Below are 20,613 nucleotides of genomic sequence, written 5' to 3'. Positions count from 1 at the left end.
CAACAGAAGTCGGTTTTTGATCGATACAGACTATGAATGGGGTACCACTTTTCCTGTCGTAGGGGGCCATTTTGTAATAAAATGACGCGTAAAAATAAGTAAGTAGAGAAGAGCATATGTCAACAACTGGTCGCATTCACTCATTCGAATCCTGCGGTACGGTCGATGGACCTGGGATCCGTTTTATTGTCTTTCTTCAAGGCTGTCTCATGCGTTGTATGTATTGCCACAACCGTGATACTTGGGATACTCATGGCGGCAAAGAAGTGTCCGTCGACGAGTTGATTGCCGAGGCAAAATCCTACCGTCACTTTATGAATGCATCTGGTGGTGGTATTACTTGTTCAGGCGGTGAGGCCATGCTCCAACCTGAGTTTGTCCGTGACTTCTTTCGCGCCGCTCAAGCGGAAGGCATTCATACCTGCTTGGACACTAACGGCTACATCCGTAAGCATACTGATGTTATCGACGAAGTTTTGGATGCTACCGACTTAGTGATGCTCGATATAAAGCACATGAAAGATGAAATTCATCAGGACTTCATCGGTGTATCTAATCGCCGCACATTAGATTTTGCTCGTTATCTACACAAAATTGGCCAAAAGACATGGATTCGCTATGTTGTCGTCCCTGGTTATACGGACGATCCAGAAGCGGCTCACATGCTTGGCGAGTTTATTAAGGATATGGACAACATCGAAAAAGTCGAACTGTTGCCATACCACAAGTTAGGCGCACATAAGTGGGAAGCGCTCGGTTTTGAGTACCCTCTTGAAGGGACACAGCCGCCGACCAAAGAAGTCATGGATAACATCCAAAATATTCTTCTGCAATATACTGATACCGTCAAATACTAACAGTAGATTCGGAAATCTTTTGACACGAAAAAAACGCGCTAGAAAGCGCGTTTTTTTGTAATAAATACGTGTTGAGATCATGTTACACAATATCGAGAAGCTGATAACCTGTCGGTATAGCGAATTCATTCGTAAACTTATAATGATGACTTTTTAGTGAGGCTTTTCACCATGGAAATGACAAATGCTCAACGTCTAATCCTATCTAATCAATATTACCTAATGGCTAAGCTAACGCCGGAAAATGCAGAAAAGTACAAGCGCCTACAAACAATTGTAGAGCGTGGCTATGAACTGCAAATGCGTGAAATGAACAAAGAGTATGGCTGTTTAGTTGAAGACGAGTGTCGTGAAGTAATCGACATCATGGAAATGTACCACGCAATGCAAGAATCCAATAAGATGCTTTCAGATGAAGAGCGTAACGATGTAGACCAGCGTCGCTTGCAGTTCTTAGGGTTTGATATCGCAGCTGAAGCACAATTGGTTAATTATGTTCGATTTCTAATCGATTCTGAAGGGCTTTACCCACAATTCGACAAAGGCGATCATCACTTCAATAGCCATGTGCCTATGCTTGAGAAATATCGTCGTATGTTAGTGACATGGCGAAATTGCCCACGTCAATACCACTTATCAGCAGCAGAATTCAGACAGATTTTTAACGCTTAACTTTAACGCGTTAAAACAATCAGTTATCAAAAAGCCCTCTTCCTCCCTAGGCAGAGGGCTTTTTTGAGCAACTTTTCTTACTCTCAACCGGTCTAATCTAATAATCGGGACTCACGTATAAAAGTTGAGACTGGGGGATAATCACCAGACTAAATTGAGGAAGTTTTGTAAATAAATGCATAATTGATAAGCATAAATCTGAAAACCCTACTAGTCTTAAAAATGACATGGAGTCGCATTGTATATCTGTCAATGGTCAGCTTTGCAGGTTTAAGGGGAATCAGCTATGAGTATTTTCGATCATTATCAAGCGCGCTACGAAGCCGCAAAAGATGAAGAATTGTCTATCAAGGAATTCTTATCTCTATGTAAAGACGACAAGAGTGCTTACGCCAATGCAGCAGAACGTCTTTTACTCGCAATCGGTGAACCTGAGGTTATTGATACCGCTCAGGATCCTCGCTTAAGTCGTATTTTTTCAAACCGCATTATTTCTCGCTACAAAACGTTCGAAGATTTCTACGGCATGGAAGATGCCATCGAACAGATTGTGTCTTATCTCAAGCATGCCGCTCAAGGTCTAGAAGAAAGAAAACAAATACTATACCTTCTAGGTCCAGTAGGTGGCGGTAAATCTTCGCTTGCAGAGAAGCTTAAAGCACTAATGCAAAAAATGCCTATTTATGTACTATCTGCCAACGGTGAGCGCAGTCCGGTCAACGATCACCCGTTCTGTTTGTTCGATGTTTCAGAGGACGGCGACCTACTGAAAAGTGAATATGGTATTGAGAAACGCTACCTACGCTCAATCATGTCACCTTGGGCAGCGAAACGCTTACACGAGTTTGGCGGCGACATCACTAAGTTTAAGGTTGTCAAAGTCAGACCATCTATTTTAGACCAAGTCGCGATAGCTAAAACTGAACCCGGTGATGAGAACAACCAAGACATTTCCGCTCTAGTAGGTAAAGTTGATATTCGCCAACTTGAGCACTTCTCACAAGACGATCCAGATGCGTATAGCTATTCAGGTGCGTTGTGCCGCGCAAACCAAGGTTTGATGGAATTCGTGGAAATGTTCAAGGCTCCGATCAAAGTCTTGCACCCACTCCTAACCGCAACACAGGAAGGTAACTACAACGGTACTGAAGGACTCTCAGCTCTGCCATTCGACGGTATGATATTGGCTCACTCGAACGAATCAGAATGGCAAACCTTCCGCAATAACAAGAACAACGAAGCGTTCTTGGACCGTGTCTACATCGTTAAGGTGCCATACTGCTTGCGCGTCTCTGAAGAAGTTAAAATTTACCAGAAACTTCTCGATCATAGTGAGCTCTCTAAAGCACCTTGTTCACCAAGTACCCTAGAGCTTCTAGGTCAATTCAGCGTACTATCGCGCCTAAAAGAGCCAGAAAACTCATCTCTGTTCTCGAAAATGCGTGTTTATGACGGTGAAACATTAAAAGACACCGATCCTAAAGCGAAGAGCTATCAAGAATACCGCGACTATGCCGGTGTCGATGAGGGCATGTCTGGCCTGTCTACTCGTTTCGCCTTTAAGATCCTGTCACGAGTCTTCAACTTCGACCAATCTGAAGTTGCAGCAAACCCAGTGCACCTGTTCTATGTCATTGAGCAGCAAATTGAACGTGAACAGTTCCCTCAAGAAGTCGGCGAGAAGTATTTAGAATTCCTTAAAGGTTATTTAGTCCCTCGCTATGTGGAATTCATAGGTAAAGAAATTCAAACCGCTTACTTGGAGTCATATTCAGAGTATGGTCAAAATATCTTCGACCGATACGTCACCTATGCGGACTTCTGGATTCAAGACCAAGAGTATCGTGACCCGGAAACCGGTCAGCTATTCGACCGAGCTTCACTTAACGAAGAGCTAGAAAAAATCGAAAAAACCGCGGGTATTAGTAATCCTAAAGATTTCCGAAACGAGATCGTTAACTTTGTACTTCGTGCTCGTGCTAATAACAATGGTTCAAACCCAGTTTGGACAAGTTACGAAAAACTTCGTACGGTTATCGAGAAGAAAATGTTCTCCAATACGGAAGAGCTACTACCTGTTATCTCATTTAATGCGAAAACATCATCCGAAGACCAACGTAAGCACGACGACTTTGTCAATCGTATGATGGAGAAAGGCTACACCGAGAAACAAGTACGATTGCTGTCTGAGTGGTACTTGAGAGTTCGTAAATCCTCATAAGTACACCTGACTGTTTATCTCAGCCCCGAGCGAAAGCTCGGTGGCTGTTTGGTGAGAGGAATACAGGGAGTAACTCATGGCACAATTTATCGATAGACGCTTGAACGGCAAGAACAAAAGTGCCGTTAACAGGCAGCGTTTCATACGCAGACATAAACAGAAAATCAAAGAATCGGTTACCGATGCCGTCAATCGCCGCTCCATTACCAACACTGAGACTGGCGAAGATGTTTCGATTCCTGCAAAAGACCTTAGCGAACCAATTTTCCATCAAGGTCAAGGAGGCGTAAAAGAGCGCGTCCATCCTGGTAACGACCAATTCATCACCGGGGACAAAATTGAACGTCCGCCAAAAGGCGGACAAGGTGGTGGTTCTGGTCAGGGGGAAGCGAGTCCTGACGGTGAAGGTGAAGACGAGTTCGTGTTTCAGATTTCTAAAGACGAATACCTTGATATTCTGTTTGAAGATCTCGCACTACCGAACCTCAAAAAGAATCAAATCAACAAAATCAAAGAATGGAAAACGCATCGTGCAGGTTATCAAACTGCTGGTATGCCTTCTAACATTGCCATCGTTCGTTCATTACAACAGTCGTTAGCGCGACGTACAGCGATGACAGCGGGCAAACGTCGTATGCTCGATGAACTATGTAAACAACTTGATGACGTCCAAATGAGTGAGCCAGCTAAACCAATTGAGGAAAACCGACTCAAAGAAGAGATCGCTGAGCTTCGCAAAAAAATCGACAGCGTGCCTTTTATCGACACCTTCGATCTTCGTTTTAAAAACTATGAAAAACGTCCAGTTCCTTCAAGCCAAGCCGTAATGTTTTGTTTGATGGATGTATCTGGTTCAATGGACCAAGCAACCAAAGATATCGCTAAGCGCTTCTATGTGCTGCTGTATTTATTCTTAACACGCACCTATGAGAATGTTGAAGTGGTGTTTATTCGACATCATACTCAGGCGAAAGAGGTTGATGAGCACGAATTCTTCTATTCTCAAGAAACTGGTGGCACCATCGTTTCAAGTGCTCTCAAATTGATGAAGGAAATTGTAGAAGACCGTTATCCTCTCGGAGAGTGGAACATCTACGCAGCGCAAGCTTCAGATGGCGATAACTGGGCTGATGATTCGCCTCGTTGTCGCGAATTACTCGTCAATAAACTGTTACCAGCTTGCCAGTATTACTCTTACATCGAAATCACTCGTAGGACGCACCAAACACTGTGGCATGAATATGAAAAGTTAGAGAATGAATTCGACAACTTTGCAATGAAGAACATTCGTTCTGTTGAAGACATATTCCCAGTGTTTAGGGAGTTGTTTCAAAAAGAGACCGCATAGGGAGACGTGCATATGACGACAGATACTAAAGTTAAGTCAAAGGTACTTCCAGACGGTCCTGATTGGACTTTCGACATGTTGGAACGCTACCACAAAGAAATAAAGCGTGTCGCAGAGCATTACCGTCTCGACACCTACCCTAACCAAATCGAAGTTATTACGTCAGAACAGATGATGGATGCCTATTCGAGTATAGGGATGCCCATTAACTATAATCACTGGTCATTTGGTAAGAAGTTCATCCAGACAGAACAGGGGTATAAACATGGTCAAATGGGTTTGGCCTATGAAATCGTAATCAATTCCAACCCATGTATTGCGTATCTCATGGAGGAGAATTCAGTCACCATGCAGGCGCTGGTTATGGCTCATGCCTGTTACGGTCACAACTCCTTCTTTAAAGGCAACTATCTATTTCAAACATGGACGGACGCTAGTTCTATTATTGATTACCTGCTTTTCGCTAAGAAATACATTGCTGACTGCGAGCAAAAGTATGGTGAAGAGGAGGTAGAGCAAATTCTAGACTCGTGCCATGCCTTAATGAATTACGGTGTGGACCGTTATAAACGTCCAGAAAAAATCTCAATTGCAGAAGAGAAAATTCGCCAAGAGGAACGCGAAACCTATTTGCAATCACAGGTCAACGACTTATGGCGCACCGTACCTAAAAATCGAACACCTGAAGAAGACCAAAAGGTACGCTTCCCTAGTGAACCTCAGGAAAACATCCTCTACTTCATTGAAAAGAACGCGCCATTACTTGAACCGTGGCAACGTGAAATCGTCAGGATCGTGCGCAAAGTAAGCCAATATTTTTATCCTCAAAAACAGACACAGGTAATGAATGAAGGTTGGGCAACCTTCTGGCACTACACAATTCTTAATCATTTGTATGATGAAGGTCTGGTATCTGACAAATTCATACTCGAGTTCTTGCACAGCCACACCAGTGTCGTTGCTCAACCCGCTTATAACAGCCCTTATTTTAGTGGCATAAACCCTTACGCTTTAGGTTTTGCAATGTTTAGGGATATTAAGCGAATCTGTGAAGAACCAACGGACGAGGACAGAGAATGGTTCCCAGAGTTGGCCGACAGTGATTGGCTGGATGCTATGCATTTCGCTATGCACAACTTCAAAGATGAGAGCTTTATTAGCCAATATTTATCTCCACATTTAATGCGTGAGTTTAAGTTTTTCTCCATTCTCGATGATGACCGAAAGAACTTCGTCGAAGTCTCAGCTATTCATGATGAAATGGGTTATCGTCAGATACGTGAAAAACTCGCAGCGCAATACAACCTGAGTAATCTAGAGCCGAACATCCAAGTCTACAATGTAGATGTTCGAGGAGACCGTTCGCTTACATTACAACATGTTCCACATAATCGTATCCCTCTAGATAAAGGTCATGACGAGGTCTTAAAGCACCTCTATCGACTTTGGGGGTTCGATGTAATTTTAGAAGAAGTGAAGGAGTCTGGACGAAGAGAAATTCTTGGTACTTGCCCTAAACGCGAACCTTATAATTCTACTATCTAACCATTTACTGGTCGTGGGTCCCTACCTGCGGCCAGATAATTTTTCGCACTCCCTTTCCTTCAATGGTAAGCTTGGCACTGGCTCATTATCCTTCGTTTCAACTCGTATCTTATGAACAAATTACTCCTAGCTTTTGGTGTGGTTTTACTTGCCATCATCGCAACCCTCTCATGGGTGTTTATACCTACCCACGAAACAATGGGTAGCCAAACTCTCAGCGCCCCTTTGAGTGATGAGTTCAAGCTCGTCGCGCACCGAATTCATTCTACCGACCCCGATGCTGGTCCCAAATACGCCTACTTTGTCTTGTCTGACGCAACGCCAATAGATAACAGTGAGCCTTTTCTGGTCACTTCCGACCAATTCACAAAGTTAGAAAGCGTCAAAGAAAATGGATTCACTCTTACCGTAAATGGTCGCATCTACGAATATCATAATGATTTATGGATAGAGAAAACTAACGGACAACTGCATCGTTGGCACGTAAGCATCAACGCAAGGTACATTCGTTAAGCTGGATTCTCTATCCAACGAGACAACTTTCTGGCCTGTAACAGCGCGTTGAACTTTACTTGAACGCGCTCATGCGCCAATCGCCCCATCATCACTCTTTGGCTAAAGCTGAGCTGAGAAAACTCCACAATGCTCGCCCTGAGCGCTGTGACATCTTTTTCATGGACAACGAAGCCCGTCTCTGGAGTCACAATTTCTTTACACCCCATGATGTCTGTCGTGATTACGGGTGTGCCTACTGCCATTGCTTCCTTAAGGACGAGGGGGCCCGTATCTACATTACCCGTAGAGGCCATACAAAACGGCGCGACTAAGCAATCATAATTTGGCAGAGACTTTTTCACCCAATCGTGAGATTTTGCACCACAAAAGTTTACTCTATCGGATAAATCAAGCCGTTGTACTTGATGCTTCAGCTCGGCTTCCAACTCTCCGGTACCAACAATATCAAGGAAAATGTTGAGCTTTTCGGCTACCGGAGCCATCGCTTCCAACAAATGTTGAACACCTTTCTGCTCGACTAGGCGGCCTAAAAAGACAAGTGAGATTTCAGGGCGAGGCAATTTAGGCGAGTACGTAAACTGCTCGGTTTTCACTCCACAGTGTAACAGTTTGATATTTTTTCCTGCCATGTCTTTAAAATCATCCAGCATGTCACGACAAACAGCGACTGCGAAGTCACAGGCAGCAAGTTTCTCTCCGACGTCGAAAGGAGACTCATAAACATCGTGTCCATGTGCAACAAAAGAGCTACTTATTCCGAGAAGCTTTGCTGCAACAATGGCGTGTGCCGTGGTGTGCTGGCAAAAGTGAGCGTGAACGTGCTCAACATCAAGTTCTGCGAGTTGAGTTGCTAATTTGGCGCCATAAACGAGCAACGAACGCTTAGGAAGTGAGCTCTGATTACGAACAAACTTCACCGCCGCTAGCAAATTTTTGTACTTAAACTGGACCAGTGCAGACAAACAGAAATTTTCACCGATTTTAATAACATCATAATCAAAAGTTGATTGCGTTTGTTCCAGTTCAAATGCAAACACACAGACGGGGTGCCCACATGCTCTAATCGAATCTACTTCTGTTTGAATAAAAGTCTCACTCAACACCGGGTATGTAGGCGCAATGAACGCGGTTTTTTTCATTCTTCCGTCCCAAAAGCTAACTATGTCTTTTGTTCTAAGCAAGATACGCACCAAAGGCTTAAAGCTTGTTAAGCAACCATTTATCGCTTAAATAACGCTCTATTCGCATTTCGATAATCAATTTGCCTAATCTGACACTTGTTAGCCCACTGAAAACAATCAATTTGCGACAACTAGTCATAAGTACATGTTTTTAAACAACATCGGTCTTGGCATGTATAGTGCTACTTGTCGTATACCGCTGCAGATAAGAGAGCTAAGGATATGGCTAAAATCTCGATCATCATTCCAACCTATAACTGCGTTGAGTACTTACCTAAAGCAGTTGAAAGTGTGTTCTCTCAAACACACCAGGACATTGAAGTTATTGTTGTCGATGACAATAGTACTGACAACACCTCAGGTTACCTTAACAGCATCAGTGATTCTCGAATGCAGATAATTACAACGTCAGGTCTTGGTGCTTCGGGTGCAAGAAACTTGGGAATTAACAGAGCTAGCGGAGATTATATTGCCTTTCTTGATGCTGACGACTATTGGATGCCTAATAAGTTAGAAAGGCAGCTCCACTTTCATCAATGCTACCCTGAGCTTGCAGGTACCTTTACTAACTACCAACACGTTACCGAACAGTACGAAGAAATAATTGATTGCTTTGGTTATTGGAATCAGTTTCAGTCTGACAGTCGTCAATATATCGTGATGAACGATGCCTTGGAGTTTGTCCTTCAAAATAACGTGATTGGTACTTCAACGGTAATGATTAAGGCTGAGATTTTTCGAGACATCGCACCCTTCGATTCTAATTTAGAATATGGAGAAGACCTCGATTTGTGGCTACGCATTTGCGAGCAACACCCGTTCGGTGCGGTGAACTCTATTGAAGCAGGCTATGTCATGAGACAAGGTTCAACTACTCAAACAGACGATAATCGGTTGCGCAACTTAAAATCTTTAGAAGCTATCTTGCACAGGTACACATCTGCTCACCTTTATTGGAACATTTCCTCATCTGCTTTAAGAAGTTCAAAAGCACGCATTCTTGAAGGATACGCCGACTACCACCGTTGTCTTAACCAACCTTTATCGGCGATCTTACTTGGCCTACGCTCACTATCCTTGGCTCCAGAAAAACGACGTTTACGCAGTCTACTTGGAGACTGCAAAAGCATTATCCTTCTACCAAGTAGATCGGCATCATGAACTCACTAAAGCAATCCGCTTATTATGCTATCGGCATCTTGATGATGAAAGGGGTATCCCTCGTCATGATTCCCTATATCACGCATAAGTTGTCGCTCGCCGAGTATGGTTCACTTGAAGCTTTAGTGTTACTCGCTGATATCGGCACTATCCTATTCAGTTTTGGCATAGTCGATGCGATGTATCGATATATTGGTACCGCAAAAGGTACAGAGAAGCAGCAGCTTATTTCAAACTGCTTTACCTTGAGTATCATCGTTTGTGTCATTGGCGGTAGCCTCATTGGAATATCCCTCCCCTGGTTGATTCACGCTTTGCCTGTTACCTTCGAAAGCTACCAAATTGTGTTACTGCTCATTCCAACCATGATCGACGGTGCAATATCCATCCCGTTAACATTAATGCGTATGAATGCCATGGCGAAACGCTTCTGCATTCTTAACGTCATAAAAGCGCTCGTTCAAGCGATGATGACCTTTGTTCTACTCGAAGCAGGGTTTGGTATCGATGGTGTATTAATATCAGCAGCCTGTTCTAGCTTGCTTCTGCTAATGTGCTTGCTCAAGTATCAATGGAGTCAAATGGGGAGTTTTGGTTATTTGGGCTCCTCTCGTCTTATTTTGAGTTTTGGTTTGCCTGTGCTCGTAGGAAGCGCATCAGTCTATATGATTAATGGACTTGATCGTTGGTTCCTTGCGAGTTTTGTTGGTGTGGAACAACTCGCTATCTATGCGGTCAGTGCTAAATTCGCACTAATACTTGGACTTGCTCTCCAACCCTACGCACTGTGGTGGTTTCCAAATCGAGTAGCGATACTAAACGGTATTAATGGTAAACAAGAGTGTGCTGATAAGGCGGTTCTGGGGGTTAACATTGCAATCTTGCTTGCTACTGTAATGATTCTAACCGCACCAAGCTTCGTTACTTTGATACTACCAACCACCTATCAATCCGCAAGCACGCTTGTTGTTGCACTTCTTGTTATAGGAGTAATTAAAAACGCCGGAGATTATTTAAATTTGGGCTGCTACAGTGGCAATTCCAGTAAGGCACAAATGTGGATTCAAGGCATCTGTGCCACTATCGCGGTTATTGGGTATTTTGTGTTGGTACCTATTTGGGGATTACTGGGGGTTATTGCAGTGCTTACTATCGCTTATACAGCTCGACTTATTATGCTCTACAAGGCAAGTCAGTTTCTTGAGTTTCTACCTTATTGCCACATGGCTTTACTCTCTGCCCTTACGATCTCAGCATTGGCAATTTCAACCCACTGGCTACTAACCGAGTCGATGAGTGCAGCTTTTCAATTCGCAACAGGTATTATTTTCAGCATTCTCACTATGGCTGGTTTTGCAAAGTTTTCAATAATCCCATTACCTCTCGACGAGCTTCGCAAGTTTAAATTGATTAGGCACTCAACTATTTAGAAAGCAGCAAAAAAAAAGCCAACAAGGTCAAACCTTATTGGCTTCTAAATTAGAGATCGCGTTTTATTTATGGCGCTCTTTCAGCTTATTAACCACATCATTCATCGATAGACCTTGGTCCTGAAGTAGCACCATTAGGTGATAAATTAAGTCAGCTGATTCGCATATTAGCTCCGCCTTGTCACCCGACGTTGCCGCAAGCGCGACTTCAACGCCCTCTTCGCCCACTTTCTGCGAAATACGTTTGGTACCACGAGCATAGAGGCTCGCGGTATAAGAAGATTGCGGATCCGCATCTTTTCGAGCGGCAAGCAATTGCTCAAGCTGATGAAGCCACACCATTTGAGACTCTTCTTGTGGGTCACCATCGAAACACGTAGTCGTACCTGTGTGACACGTTGGTCCAATTGGGTCTACTTTGACAAGTACTGTATCATTGTCACAATCTAGAGCGATATTACGAAGTTGGAGTACGTTGCCTGACGTTTCTCCTTTCGTCCACAATCGGGATTTCGTGCGAGAAAAAAAGGTCACTTGCTCAGTTTCTAAGGTCTTTTCCAACGCTTCAGGATTCATATATCCCATCATTAGAACTTGGCTAGATTGAAAGTCCTGAATAATAGCAGGTACAAGACCATCTACTTTTTCCCAGTCGATACGCTCGGTGAGCGCTACTGCTGCTTCACTCATAGTCTGATCTCCACACCTTGTTGTTTTAGATATTGCTTAAGCTCACCGATATTGATGATCTGCTTGTGGAATACGGAGGCGGCCAACGCACCATCAACATTGGTTTTTTTGTACGCTTCTGCAAAGTGCTCCATCGCACCCGCACCGCCAGAAGCAATGAGAGGCACCTTACACACTTCGCGAACCATATTAAGCTGCTCGATATCATAGCCATTTCGCACCCCATCTTGGTTCATCATATTAAGTACGATTTCCCCTGCACCGCGCTTTTGCACTTCTTGAACCCAGTCGCGGGTCTCCCACTTAGTGGCTTTAGTACGTGATTCGTCACCGGTGAATTGATACACCTGATACTTACCCGTTTCTTTATCAAAGTAGGAGTCGATACCGACGACAATACATTGAACACCAAACTTGTCGGCAAGCTCGGTAATCAATTCAGGGTTAGCCAAAGCTGGCGAGTTGATTGATACTTTATCAGCACCAAATTCTAAGATACGTGCCGCATCTTCAGCAGACTTAATACCACCAGCGACACAGAATGGAATATCAATCACTTCTGCCACTCGCGCTACCCAGCTTTTATCCACTACACGGCCATCGCTTGAGGCAGTGATATCATAAAAGACTAACTCATCTGCACCTTCTTCTGCATAACGCGCAGCTAACGGAACGATATCACCAATAATCTCGTGGTTTCGAAACTGAACGCCTTTCACCACTTGACCGTCACGGACATCCAAACAAGGAATTATTCGCTTTGCCAACATTGGAATGCCTCCTCTGCGGTAAATTTACCATCTAATAACGCTCGGCCAACAATCACGCCCGATACGCCCGTGCCTTTTAGTGCTTCAATATCGGCAAGGCTACCGATACCACCTGAAGACTGAAACTGCACTTGTGGGTACTGCTTGCACAGGTCTACATAGAGTTCGACATTACTACCTGCTAATGTGCCGTCACGTGAAATATCAGTGCACAGCACATGCTTTAAGCCCACTGTTAGATAATCATTAATTAACGCTTCAATGGTGACGCCAGAGTCTTCTTGCCAACCTGAGATGGCGACTTTGCGTGTACCGGTTTCATCGATGTTAATATCGAGTGCTAGCACAATTTTCTCTGCGCCATATTTTTCCATCCACCCTTTAACCAACTCTGGTTGCTTAACCGCTGTCGAACCAACTACAACACGTTGAGCACCAGCCTCAAGCAGATCAACTACATCTTGCTCAGTGCGCACACCACCACCAATCTGTATGTTTGCTGGCGTTCCTGCTAGTAGTTTGGCAATTAAATCAAGCTGGCGCGCTGATGTGTCTTTCGCGCCAGTCAGATCGACAAGGTGTAGCCAATTTGCTCCGGCTTGATGGTAGAGGTTGAACTGCTCAATCGGATCGACCTTATATTCAGTAACCTGACCATAATCGCCTTGATATAGACGAACCACTTGTCCTTCAATTAAATCTAATGCTGGAATAATCACAATCATTTCCTTCAAAGCCTCACGACCGTGTGAAGCCGATAAATTCTATCGATAACTTCTTGTTAGTCAGGAATTACACTAACTCTAGGAAGTTTTGAATCAGTTTTGAGCCTGCTTTGGACGAGCGCTCTGGGTGAAACTGTACGCCGTAGTAGTTGCCACTTTGTATCGCAGCACTAAACGGTTTGCCATACTCGCATTCAGCAATGGTGTAGTCGCCGACGGGCATCCCAAAACTGTGCACGAAATAGAAGTATTCACCCTCTTCAATCCCTTGAAACAGCGGATTGCCAGACACAGCCTTCACGGTATTCCACCCCATATGAGGAAGAGGTAAGTCTCCTGTTTCCAGACGTTTTACTTCACCTTCACAAAGGCCCAAACATTCAACAAGCTCGTCCGCCTTTTGGCCTTTCTCTTGTGAAAGCTTGCCCAACAGCTGCATACCCAAGCAAATACCAAGTACTGGTTTCTCGACCTGTTTGACCAGTTCGATAAGATCGCGCTCTTGAAGGTTTTTCATCGCTTCACTTGCCGTACCTACACCTGGCAGAAACAGCTTGTCAGCACCCAGAACCACTTGAGGCTCCTTAGAAATAACAACATCGTAGCCAAGACGCTGAATAGCAAACTTTACTGACGAGACGTTAGCACAACCGGTATCAATAATGACTACATTCTGTTTGCTGCTGGCCATTACAAGACTCCCTTACTACTTGGTAACTCGTTACCCTCTACCTTAATGGCTTGACGCAGTGTACGGCCGAAGGCCTTAAACAAACTCTCAATGATGTGATGATCATTATCGCCAGAAGAAGATAAGTGAAGTGTACATGCGAGCGTGTCAGTCAAAGATCGGAAGAAGTGAACGACCATTTCTGTAGACAAGTCCCCCACCTGCTCACGAGAGAACTTGGCATCAAATTTAAGATATGGGCGACCAGATAGATCTAAGGCACATTGCGCCAAGCACTCATCCATTGGCAAGCTAAAGCCAAATCGACCGATACCGCGCTTATCACCCAGCGCTTCTTTCAAAGCTTGCCCAAGAGCCAAAGCGGTATCTTCAATAGTGTGGTGGTCATCAATGTGCAGATCGCCATCCACAATGCACTTCATCTGAAAACCGCCATGAGTGGCAATTTGATCAAGCATGTGGTCGAAAAAGCCCATGCCAGTTGAGATTTCATTACCACCCGCTTCATCAAGGTTTACAAATACCTTGATATCCGTTTCTTTGGTAGTACGAATTACTTCCGCTGTACGTGCTTTTACCGTTAAATCTTTTAAGATTCTTGGCCAACCCATGGTCTCCGGATTGTACTGAATTCCACGAATCGCCATATTTTCAGCTAGCTGAAGATCAGTTTGTCGGTCACCAATCACAGCAGAGGTTTTGAAATCCACTTTGCCACTTTGAAGATACTCTTTAACCAAACCAAGTTTTGGTTTACGGCATGAACAGTTGTCTTCATCAAAGTGCGGGCAAATTAAAACATCATCAAATTTAACGCCTTGAGACTCAAAGATTTCCATCATCATATTATGAGGAGCGTCAAAGTCTTCCTGAGGATAGCTAGCAGTACCTAAACCGTCTTGGTTAGTCACCATCACAAGGCGGTACCCTGCGTCTTGCAGAGCCAATAAACTTGGAATAACAAACGGCTCGAGTTTGAGTTTATCCAAACGGTCAACTTGAAAATCCACTGGAGGCTCAACAATTAACGTACCATCACGGTCTATAAATAATATTTTCTGTTGGTTGCTCACTTTATAAATCCTTTTCTTGATGGCTAGCTTATGCCGCTGTTTGTTCTAGTTGATTGCGAATAAATGACAATGTCTTCTCACATTCGTCACGATTACCAACACTGATTCTTACACTGTTTTCAATCGGTGAATTTCTAAGAATAATTCCCGTATTCCACGCTGCTTTAAATAGCTCATCGCCATTAGCAAATTCAACGAGTAGATAATTACCCCAACCTTCATATACGGTAACACCTGGTAAGGTCGATAAACCTGCTTGTAGGTAGGCACGATTGGCATTGAGATCCAGCACCTGGAACTTAGCGCGCGCTAACCCTTGTTCCGATAAGGCTTGCACCGCGATTTCCGCGACAGGGATTGGTACCGGATATGGTGCAATCACTTTAAGCAGTACGTTGATTAGCTCTTCATTGGCAAGCGTAAATCCGCAACGAAGACCAGCCAAAGCGAAGGCTTTTGATAATGTACGTAAGATGGCTAAGTTCAGATATTGGGCCAACAAATCAACGGTTGACGCTTCCGGACAAAAGTCGATATACGCTTCATCCATGACAACAATAGCTTTATCTTTGGTCATCTCCAATAAAGCGATAATGTCTTCACGCTTAACCAAGTTACCCGTTGGGTTGTTTGGGCTACAAACGAACAGTACTTTGACGCCATCTAAATTGGCTTCGATTTCCGGCAGATTGAGTTGCCAATCAGAAGTCAAGGGTACCGTTTTACGGTTAACACCAATGGTTTCAGCACTGATGGCGTACATGCCATAGGTCGGCGGACAGAATAAGATGCTATCTTCACCCGGCTCACAAAAAGCACGAATAAGTAATTCAATGCCTTCGTCAGCACCACGAGAAGTCAGTGTTTGTTCTGGTTTGACACCAGCATATGCCGCATAGGCTTCGATTAGCGCTTTAGGCTGACATTCGCTGTAGCGATTAAGACGTGCAAAGTCTGTTTTATATTCATTATTAAATGGTGATTCATTAGCATTGAGCCAAATATCACCGCTACCGCCAATACGTCGTGCTGACATATATGGCGTTAGCTGTTGAACTTGTTTACGAGCGAGCTTTTCCATTAGTTACTCTCCTGCGCAAGCTTCTCGACACGAATGGTCACGGCACGTTTGTGCGCATCCAGCCCTTCGGCCTCGGCCATAGTGACAACCGTCGGAGCCAGATTTCGTAACCCATCGGCAGTTAATTCTTGTACCGTCATTCGCTTCGAAAAGTCAGCTAAGCCCAAGCTTGAATAAGTACGAGTGTAGCCATAAGTCGGCAGTACGTGGTTAGTACCTGAAGCGTAATCGCCCGCAGACTCTGGTGACCAATCGCCCAAGAAGATAGAACCTGCGTTATCAAGTAGCGGTAACAGTTCACGTGGTGCTTTAGTCTGAACAATCAAGTGCTCAGGGCCATAGTAGTTTGAAATAGACACACACTGAGTGATCGACTCAGCGATAATAATGAGACTTGAGCCTAATGCTTGCTGCGCGATATCAGCACGCGACAGTTGCTTAAGCTGTTTATTCACCGCCTCTGTTACTTGGTCTGCAATCACTGGAGATGGAGTGACAAGCACTACTTGAGAATCTGGACCATGTTCAGCTTGGCTTAGTAGATCGGCCGCGACAAAGTCAGCATCCGCTGTTTCGTCGGCAATAACCAACACTTCAGATGGGCCAGCAGGCATATCGATCGCTGCTCCACGGAAATCATTACTCACTTGACGCTTGGCTTCGGTAACATAGGCATTGCCCGGACCGAAGATCTTATCTACTTTTGAAACGCTCTCTGTGCCATACGCCATCGCCGCTACGGCTTGACCACCACCGACGTTATATACTTCATCGATTTTACATAGCTTGGCAACATAAAGGATTTCATCCGCAATAGGCGGTGGGGAACATAATACCACCTTACGACAACCAGCAATCTGAGCTGGAACCCCTAGCATAAGCACGGTTGATGGTAATGGTGCGCTACCGCCCGGAATATACAGTCCAACCGTATTTATAGGACGAGTCACTTGTTCACAGACAACGCCTGGTTGAGTTTCTACTCGCAGTAGTTCCGGACGCTGAGCTTTGTGAAACTTAGCGATATTAGAATACGCTTGCTCCAGCGCTTGTTTCATTGTTTCAGAGAGACGCGATGATGCAGCTTCAATCTCTTCGTTAGAGACTCGAATTGAGTCAGGTCGAACTCGATCAAACTTTTCTGTAAGATCTAGCAGCGCTTTATCACCTTCGCTACGTACTTGCTCGATAACCGCCGATACCGCAGAAGTAATATTTGCGCCTTCAGTAATCGCAGGACGCTCAAGAATAGACTCTTGTTGCGACTGACTTAATGATTGCCAAACTACAGTTCTCATGGCCTTACCCCATCATTTTCTCAATCGGTAGCACAAGAATAGAACTCGCTCCAAGTTCTTTCAGCTGTTCCATAGTTTCCCAGAACAAGTTCTCTGTACTAACTAGGTGAACCGCCACACGCTCTTTATCCGAAGATAGAGGTAATACTGTCGGATCTTCTGCACCCGGTAAAAGCGCTTTGATTTGCTCAAGTTTTGCGACTGGTGCGTGCAGCATAATGTATTTAGACTCTTTCGCTTGCTGAACGCCTTGCATACGAGTTAGTAGCTTCTCTATAAGTGCCTCTTTATCGGCATCGAACTCGCCTTTGCGCTGAATCAGCGTTGCTTTAGAACGGAAGATAACTTCTGCTTCTTTTAATCCGTTGGCTTCCAGTGTCGCCCCTGTAGAAACAAGGTCGGCAATAGCGTCCGCTAAACCAGCTCGCGGCGCGACCTCGACCGACCCTGTAAGCATACAAGTACTGAAGTCTACACCTTGCTCATCCATATAAGCTTTCAGTAATTGTGGGTAAGTGGTCGCTATTCGTTTGCCTGCTAGATCTTGCGGGCCGTTGTACGTTTCATCTTTGTCGATGGCGATAGATAAACGACAACCACCGAAATCAAGACGGCGAAGCGTTACGAACTCATTTGGTTCACCAAGTGCTTTGCGGTCTAAGCGAACTTCTTCTAGCTCATTCTCACCAATAAAGCCAAGATCGACGACACCATCCATGATCAAACCAGGGATATCGTCATCACGTACCAACAGTAGATCGATTGGCATATTTAACGAGTGAACAACAAGACGCTCACCCATTACGTTGAACTTAACTCCGCATTTTTTTAGTAGGTCTTGGCTTTCTCTGCTAAGACGACCTTTCTTTTGTATTGCGATTCTTAGGCGTTGTGTTTGCATTGCTGTATCCCTGTACAAGATATTGATTTTAAATTATAAAACGAAAAAACCCTCGGGAGCTTTGGTCTCCCGAGGGTTTAATTCTTTAAATCTTAAATCGAACCTCCGAGAGTTTTACCTATCTCTCGGGTATGCGTTCATCTCCCGAAAGATTAAGCTGGGTGATGATGGTGATGATGAATGTTCATATCAAAATTTAGCATACTTATGTTTAGGTCCTTTGTGTCTGTACCTTCACACTAACGAAGCTCATTATGATTTTCAACCACTATTTTACAGATCAGCGAATTTTTTTTCGTACTCGCCAACAAGTATGATTTGTTATTACGAATAACGGCAAAAGTAGGCCAAAAGACATAAAAAAAGGAGCCTTGGTAGGCTCCTTGATATTAAAGCAATTTATTTACGCATTCGCTTCTTTAGCCATTCTTGCTTTAGATAGAGCAGAAAGAATGAAACAGACAAGTATAAACGTCACTGTTGCAGCACCGAATGACAGTGCTACCGACGTTGTCATACCCAATGTAATAAAGCCGATACAAGAAACAAATGCCACTGACAATGCATATGGCAACTGCGTAGACACGTGGTCAATATGGTTGCAGCGTGCACCTGTCGATGACAAGATGGTCGTGTCTGAGATTGGTGAACAGTGATCACCAAATACTGAACCCGCTAATACCGCACCAAGCATTGGAAGCATCATTGCGATATCCGTTGCACCCGCCATATCACCTGCGATTGGTAACATAATTCCGAATGTACCCCATGATGTACCGGTCGAAAATGCCATAAGACCAGAAAGCATGAACAGAATAACTGGTAGCCAATGGACATCAATATTACCTTGTACAGTTGACGATAGGTAAGCGCCTGTTTTCATGTCGCCAATGACAGAACCGATAGACCATGCAAAGAACAGAATCAAGATTGCGCCGAACATCGACTTAGCACCAATCCACATGGTTGTTGCAATATCAGCCGCAGAAAGCTTCTGTTTCACGACGGTATAGACCGCTGTTAATAAACCAGCAGAACCACCGTAAATTAAAGAAGTACCAACATCCGTATTCTCAAATGCACCAAGAACATTAAATGCAACGCCATCTGCCGCCAGAGCTTGACCACCAGTAAAGATCATCGCTGCTACCATCGCTCCTATAAGGACAACAATAGGTAGAATCAGATCTGAAACTGAACCAAAGTCGCTTTCTTTAATATCCAACTCTTCATTCAGTTCATGAGCTTCAGCAGAATCGTTCTCTTTATCTTTGTCAAAACCAAGACCTTGTTTTGCACGAAGCTCATGCTTACGCATTGGGCCGACATCTAATTGGAACCAAGCAACAGCGAACACCATTAATAGTGCAAATACTGCGTAAAAGTTCATTGGAATTAGGCGAACATACGCGCCAATCGCTGAGTATTCAGTAATACCATGTGAGATAAGAATACCGCTGACGATAGTCATAATGTATGCACCCCAGCTCGAAGCTGGCATAAGCACACACATAGGAGCAGCCGTTGAATCTAGAATATAAGCAAGCTTAGCGCGCGATACGTAAAAGCGGTCAGTAACAGGACGAGAAATCGCGCCAACTGCTAAGCTATTGAAGTAATCATCAACAAAAATGAACACACCAAGGAATGCAGCAAGAAGCTTTGAGCCACGTTTACTTTTCACGCGTGCTTGTGCCCACTCAGCAAACGCTTTAGTACCACCTGACAACGTTAATAACGCCGTCATCATACCGAGTAGCAATAGGAAGCCAACGATACTCATGTTCCAAGTGTTTAGACCACCATCTTCAATAACAACGCCAGATACTGTGTCATAGACATAGCCTGCAGCATTCATTACCGAGTAATCGTTGAGTAGAAAAGCGCCTAATACAATACCTACACCTAGGGAAAGCAAAACGCGACGTGTGATAATCGCCAAACTCAAAGCTACGATCGGCGGTAGCAGTGATAATGGTGACGAAGCAAAATCGATTAAATTCATGATCTTCAAAAACCAGTTTTAATTATGGTTAGAGATCTACTGCAGACATGCGTATCTATAAGTTCATACGCAAACGTTGAACTAAGCGAAAGGGAAGTGAACACTTCTCCCAACCCTACAGTAGCGCTCCATAGTTTAACAATATAATAGACTATGGCAGTGTTGTTCGTTTCGGATACAACCCCAGCGAGAGTGCTTGATATTCAACTCTCACTTCGGCGACAGCGCCTTTTTTTGTCGTTCATTGGCATCACCCCAACGACAAGGACTTTTCGCAGTCGCGCCTCTACATCAAAAGAAAAATCATTCACTACTATGCGTTAGCATGTTGAAAGAATGTTCTTACTTTTGCATTAGGTGGACGTCATTGTACTTACCAAAGCATCAATTGCAACATGAATGTTGCTATCACCTTGTAAACAGTGTTGCGGTTTAGTTATAACGCAGG

18 protein-coding genes, 1 riboswitch and 1 other annotated feature are annotated in these 20,613 nt (G+C 44.1%); of the genes, 8 read left to right on the top strand and 10 right to left on the bottom strand.

Translation table 11 applies throughout. The features are described 5' to 3' along the window. Positions 1–116 precede the first annotated feature (116 nt). The 6 genes from pflA (at position 117) to JKJ11_RS05655 (ending at position 7,156) form a co-directional block, all read left to right on the top strand. A complete protein-coding gene (gene pflA, locus JKJ11_RS05680; RefSeq protein WP_006074139.1) occupies positions 117–857 on the top strand; it encodes a pyruvate formate lyase 1-activating protein in 741 nt (246 codons plus the stop codon). 171 nt (positions 858–1,028) lie between these two features. Beyond that, the gene (locus JKJ11_RS05675) at positions 1,029–1,529 is read left to right on the top strand and encodes a YfbU family protein (protein ID WP_006074138.1); all 501 of its coding nucleotides are present in this window, start codon (positions 1,029–1,031) and stop codon (positions 1,527–1,529) included. A 286-nt stretch (positions 1,530–1,815) separates the two neighbouring features. Continuing rightward, positions 1,816–3,750: a PrkA family serine protein kinase gene (locus JKJ11_RS05670; RefSeq protein ID WP_006074135.1), complete on the top strand. Its 1,935-nt coding sequence runs from the start codon at positions 1,816–1,818 to the stop codon at positions 3,748–3,750. A gap of 76 nt (positions 3,751–3,826) precedes the next feature. Continuing rightward, complete coding sequence (locus JKJ11_RS05665; protein ID WP_124940902.1) at positions 3,827–5,098, top strand: YeaH/YhbH family protein; 1,272 nt, start codon at positions 3,827–3,829, stop codon at positions 5,096–5,098. A 12-nt stretch (positions 5,099–5,110) separates the two neighbouring features. Then, positions 5,111–6,643 (top strand): SpoVR family protein, encoded by a 1,533-nt coding sequence (locus tag JKJ11_RS05660; RefSeq protein ID WP_006074130.1) that lies wholly within the window; start codon positions 5,111–5,113, stop codon positions 6,641–6,643. A 111-nt stretch (positions 6,644–6,754) separates the two neighbouring features. Then, a complete protein-coding gene (locus JKJ11_RS05655; protein ID WP_252038860.1) occupies positions 6,755–7,156 on the top strand; it encodes a hypothetical protein in 402 nt (133 codons plus the stop codon). Here JKJ11_RS05655 and JKJ11_RS05650 read toward each other — a convergent pair. Further along, positions 7,153–8,298, bottom strand: a complete 1,146-nt coding sequence (locus JKJ11_RS05650; RefSeq protein WP_062460302.1) for a glycosyltransferase — start codon at positions 8,296–8,298, stop codon at positions 7,153–7,155. The genes JKJ11_RS05655 and JKJ11_RS05650 overlap by 4 nt on opposite strands. A 264-nt stretch (positions 8,299–8,562) precedes the next feature. Between JKJ11_RS05650 and JKJ11_RS05645 the strand changes: the two genes are divergently transcribed. Together JKJ11_RS05645 and JKJ11_RS05640 are read left to right on the top strand one after the other, a co-directional pair. Continuing rightward, positions 8,563–9,501 carry a glycosyltransferase family 2 protein gene (locus tag JKJ11_RS05645; RefSeq protein ID WP_252038859.1) on the top strand — a complete coding sequence of 313 codons (939 nt, stop codon included), beginning with the start codon at positions 8,563–8,565 and terminating at the stop codon, positions 9,499–9,501. Next, a complete protein-coding gene (locus tag JKJ11_RS05640) occupies positions 9,498–10,931 on the top strand; it encodes a lipopolysaccharide biosynthesis protein (protein ID WP_252038858.1) in 1,434 nt (477 codons plus the stop codon). The genes JKJ11_RS05645 and JKJ11_RS05640 overlap by 4 nt, the downstream gene beginning before the upstream one ends. Positions 10,932–10,994: 63 nt before the next feature. On the opposite strand, the gene hisIE is transcribed toward JKJ11_RS05640, so the two are convergent. The 9 genes from hisIE to JKJ11_RS05595 form a co-directional block, all read right to left on the bottom strand. Then, positions 10,995–11,621, bottom strand: a complete 627-nt coding sequence (hisIE, locus tag JKJ11_RS05635) for a bifunctional phosphoribosyl-AMP cyclohydrolase/phosphoribosyl-ATP diphosphatase HisIE (protein WP_038230069.1) — start codon at positions 11,619–11,621, stop codon at positions 10,995–10,997. After that, the gene (gene hisF, locus JKJ11_RS05630; RefSeq protein WP_198557574.1) at positions 11,618–12,391 is read right to left on the bottom strand and encodes an imidazole glycerol phosphate synthase subunit HisF; all 774 of its coding nucleotides are present in this window, start codon (positions 12,389–12,391) and stop codon (positions 11,618–11,620) included. The genes hisIE and hisF overlap by 4 nt, the downstream gene beginning before the upstream one ends. After that, the gene (gene hisA, locus JKJ11_RS05625; protein ID WP_006074114.1) at positions 12,373–13,110 is read right to left on the bottom strand and encodes a 1-(5-phosphoribosyl)-5-[(5-phosphoribosylamino)methylideneamino]imidazole-4-carboxamide isomerase; all 738 of its coding nucleotides are present in this window, start codon (positions 13,108–13,110) and stop codon (positions 12,373–12,375) included. The genes hisF and hisA overlap by 19 nt, the downstream gene beginning before the upstream one ends. Positions 13,111–13,183: 73 nt before the next feature. Next, on the bottom strand, positions 13,184–13,807 hold the full coding sequence (gene hisH, locus JKJ11_RS05620) for an imidazole glycerol phosphate synthase subunit HisH (protein WP_252038857.1): 624 nt from the start codon (positions 13,805–13,807) through the stop codon (positions 13,184–13,186). Continuing rightward, entirely contained in the window at positions 13,807–14,880 is a 1,074-nt protein-coding gene (gene hisB, locus JKJ11_RS05615; RefSeq protein WP_006074110.1) for a bifunctional histidinol-phosphatase/imidazoleglycerol-phosphate dehydratase HisB, read from the bottom strand. The genes hisH and hisB overlap by 1 nt, the downstream gene beginning before the upstream one ends. 28 nt (positions 14,881–14,908) lie before the next feature. After that, positions 14,909–15,961: a histidinol-phosphate transaminase gene (gene hisC / locus JKJ11_RS05610; RefSeq protein WP_252038856.1), complete on the bottom strand. Its 1,053-nt coding sequence runs from the start codon at positions 15,959–15,961 to the stop codon at positions 14,909–14,911. Next, positions 15,961–17,259 (bottom strand): histidinol dehydrogenase, encoded by a 1,299-nt coding sequence (gene hisD, locus JKJ11_RS05605; protein WP_031493478.1) that lies wholly within the window; start codon positions 17,257–17,259, stop codon positions 15,961–15,963. Before hisD ends, hisC begins: the two co-directional genes overlap by 1 nt. 4 nt (positions 17,260–17,263) lie before the next feature. Next, a complete protein-coding gene (gene hisG, locus JKJ11_RS05600; protein ID WP_006074105.1) occupies positions 17,264–18,160 on the bottom strand; it encodes an ATP phosphoribosyltransferase in 897 nt (298 codons plus the stop codon). A 40-nt stretch (positions 18,161–18,200) separates the two neighbouring features. Beyond that, positions 18,201–18,337 (bottom strand) — a sequence feature (His leader region). Between the two features lie 226 nt (positions 18,338–18,563). Next, positions 18,564–20,165, bottom strand: coding sequence for a Na+/H+ antiporter NhaC family protein (locus tag JKJ11_RS05595; RefSeq protein WP_006074104.1), 1,602 nt, complete (start codon positions 20,163–20,165; stop codon positions 18,564–18,566). Positions 20,166–20,278: 113 nt separating this feature from the next. Further along, positions 20,279–20,462: riboswitch (Lysine riboswitch) on the bottom strand. Between the last annotated feature and the right edge of the window lie 151 nt (positions 20,463–20,613).

The organism is Vibrio sp. SCSIO 43133 (assembly GCF_023716845.1).
GTDB lineage: Bacteria > Pseudomonadota > Gammaproteobacteria > Enterobacterales > Vibrionaceae > Vibrio > Vibrio mediterranei.
Note: the sequence above shows the minus strand (reverse complement) of the source record. Positions and strands in the feature narration are given on the sequence as shown.

Coding starts and splice junctions, on each gene's coding strand:
- pflA (WP_006074139.1), top strand. CDS start 117: ATGTCAACAACTGGTCGCATTCACTCATTCGAATCCTGCGGTACGGTC.
- JKJ11_RS05675 (WP_006074138.1), top strand. CDS start 1,029: ATGGAAATGACAAATGCTCAACGTCTAATCCTATCTAATCAATATTAC.
- JKJ11_RS05670 (WP_006074135.1), top strand. CDS start 1,816: ATGAGTATTTTCGATCATTATCAAGCGCGCTACGAAGCCGCAAAAGAT.
- JKJ11_RS05665 (WP_124940902.1), top strand. CDS start 3,827: ATGGCACAATTTATCGATAGACGCTTGAACGGCAAGAACAAAAGTGCC.
- JKJ11_RS05660 (WP_006074130.1), top strand. CDS start 5,111: ATGACGACAGATACTAAAGTTAAGTCAAAGGTACTTCCAGACGGTCCT.
- JKJ11_RS05655 (WP_252038860.1), top strand. CDS start 6,755: ATGAACAAATTACTCCTAGCTTTTGGTGTGGTTTTACTTGCCATCATC.
- JKJ11_RS05650 (WP_062460302.1), bottom strand. CDS start 8,298: ATGAAAAAAACCGCGTTCATTGCGCCTACATACCCGGTGTTGAGTGAG.
- JKJ11_RS05645 (WP_252038859.1), top strand. CDS start 8,563: ATGGCTAAAATCTCGATCATCATTCCAACCTATAACTGCGTTGAGTAC.
- JKJ11_RS05640 (WP_252038858.1), top strand. CDS start 9,498: ATGAACTCACTAAAGCAATCCGCTTATTATGCTATCGGCATCTTGATG.
- hisIE (WP_038230069.1), bottom strand. CDS start 11,621: ATGAGTGAAGCAGCAGTAGCGCTCACCGAGCGTATCGACTGGGAAAAA.
- hisF (WP_198557574.1), bottom strand. CDS start 12,391: ATGTTGGCAAAGCGAATAATTCCTTGTTTGGATGTCCGTGACGGTCAA.
- hisH (WP_252038857.1), bottom strand. CDS start 13,807: ATGGCCAGCAGCAAACAGAATGTAGTCATTATTGATACCGGTTGTGCT.
- hisC (WP_252038856.1), bottom strand. CDS start 15,961: ATGGAAAAGCTCGCTCGTAAACAAGTTCAACAGCTAACGCCATATATG.
- hisD (WP_031493478.1), bottom strand. CDS start 17,259: ATGAGAACTGTAGTTTGGCAATCATTAAGTCAGTCGCAACAAGAGTCT.
- hisG (WP_006074105.1), bottom strand. CDS start 18,160: ATGCAAACACAACGCCTAAGAATCGCAATACAAAAGAAAGGTCGTCTT.
- JKJ11_RS05595 (WP_006074104.1), bottom strand. CDS start 20,165: ATGAATTTAATCGATTTTGCTTCGTCACCATTATCACTGCTACCGCCG.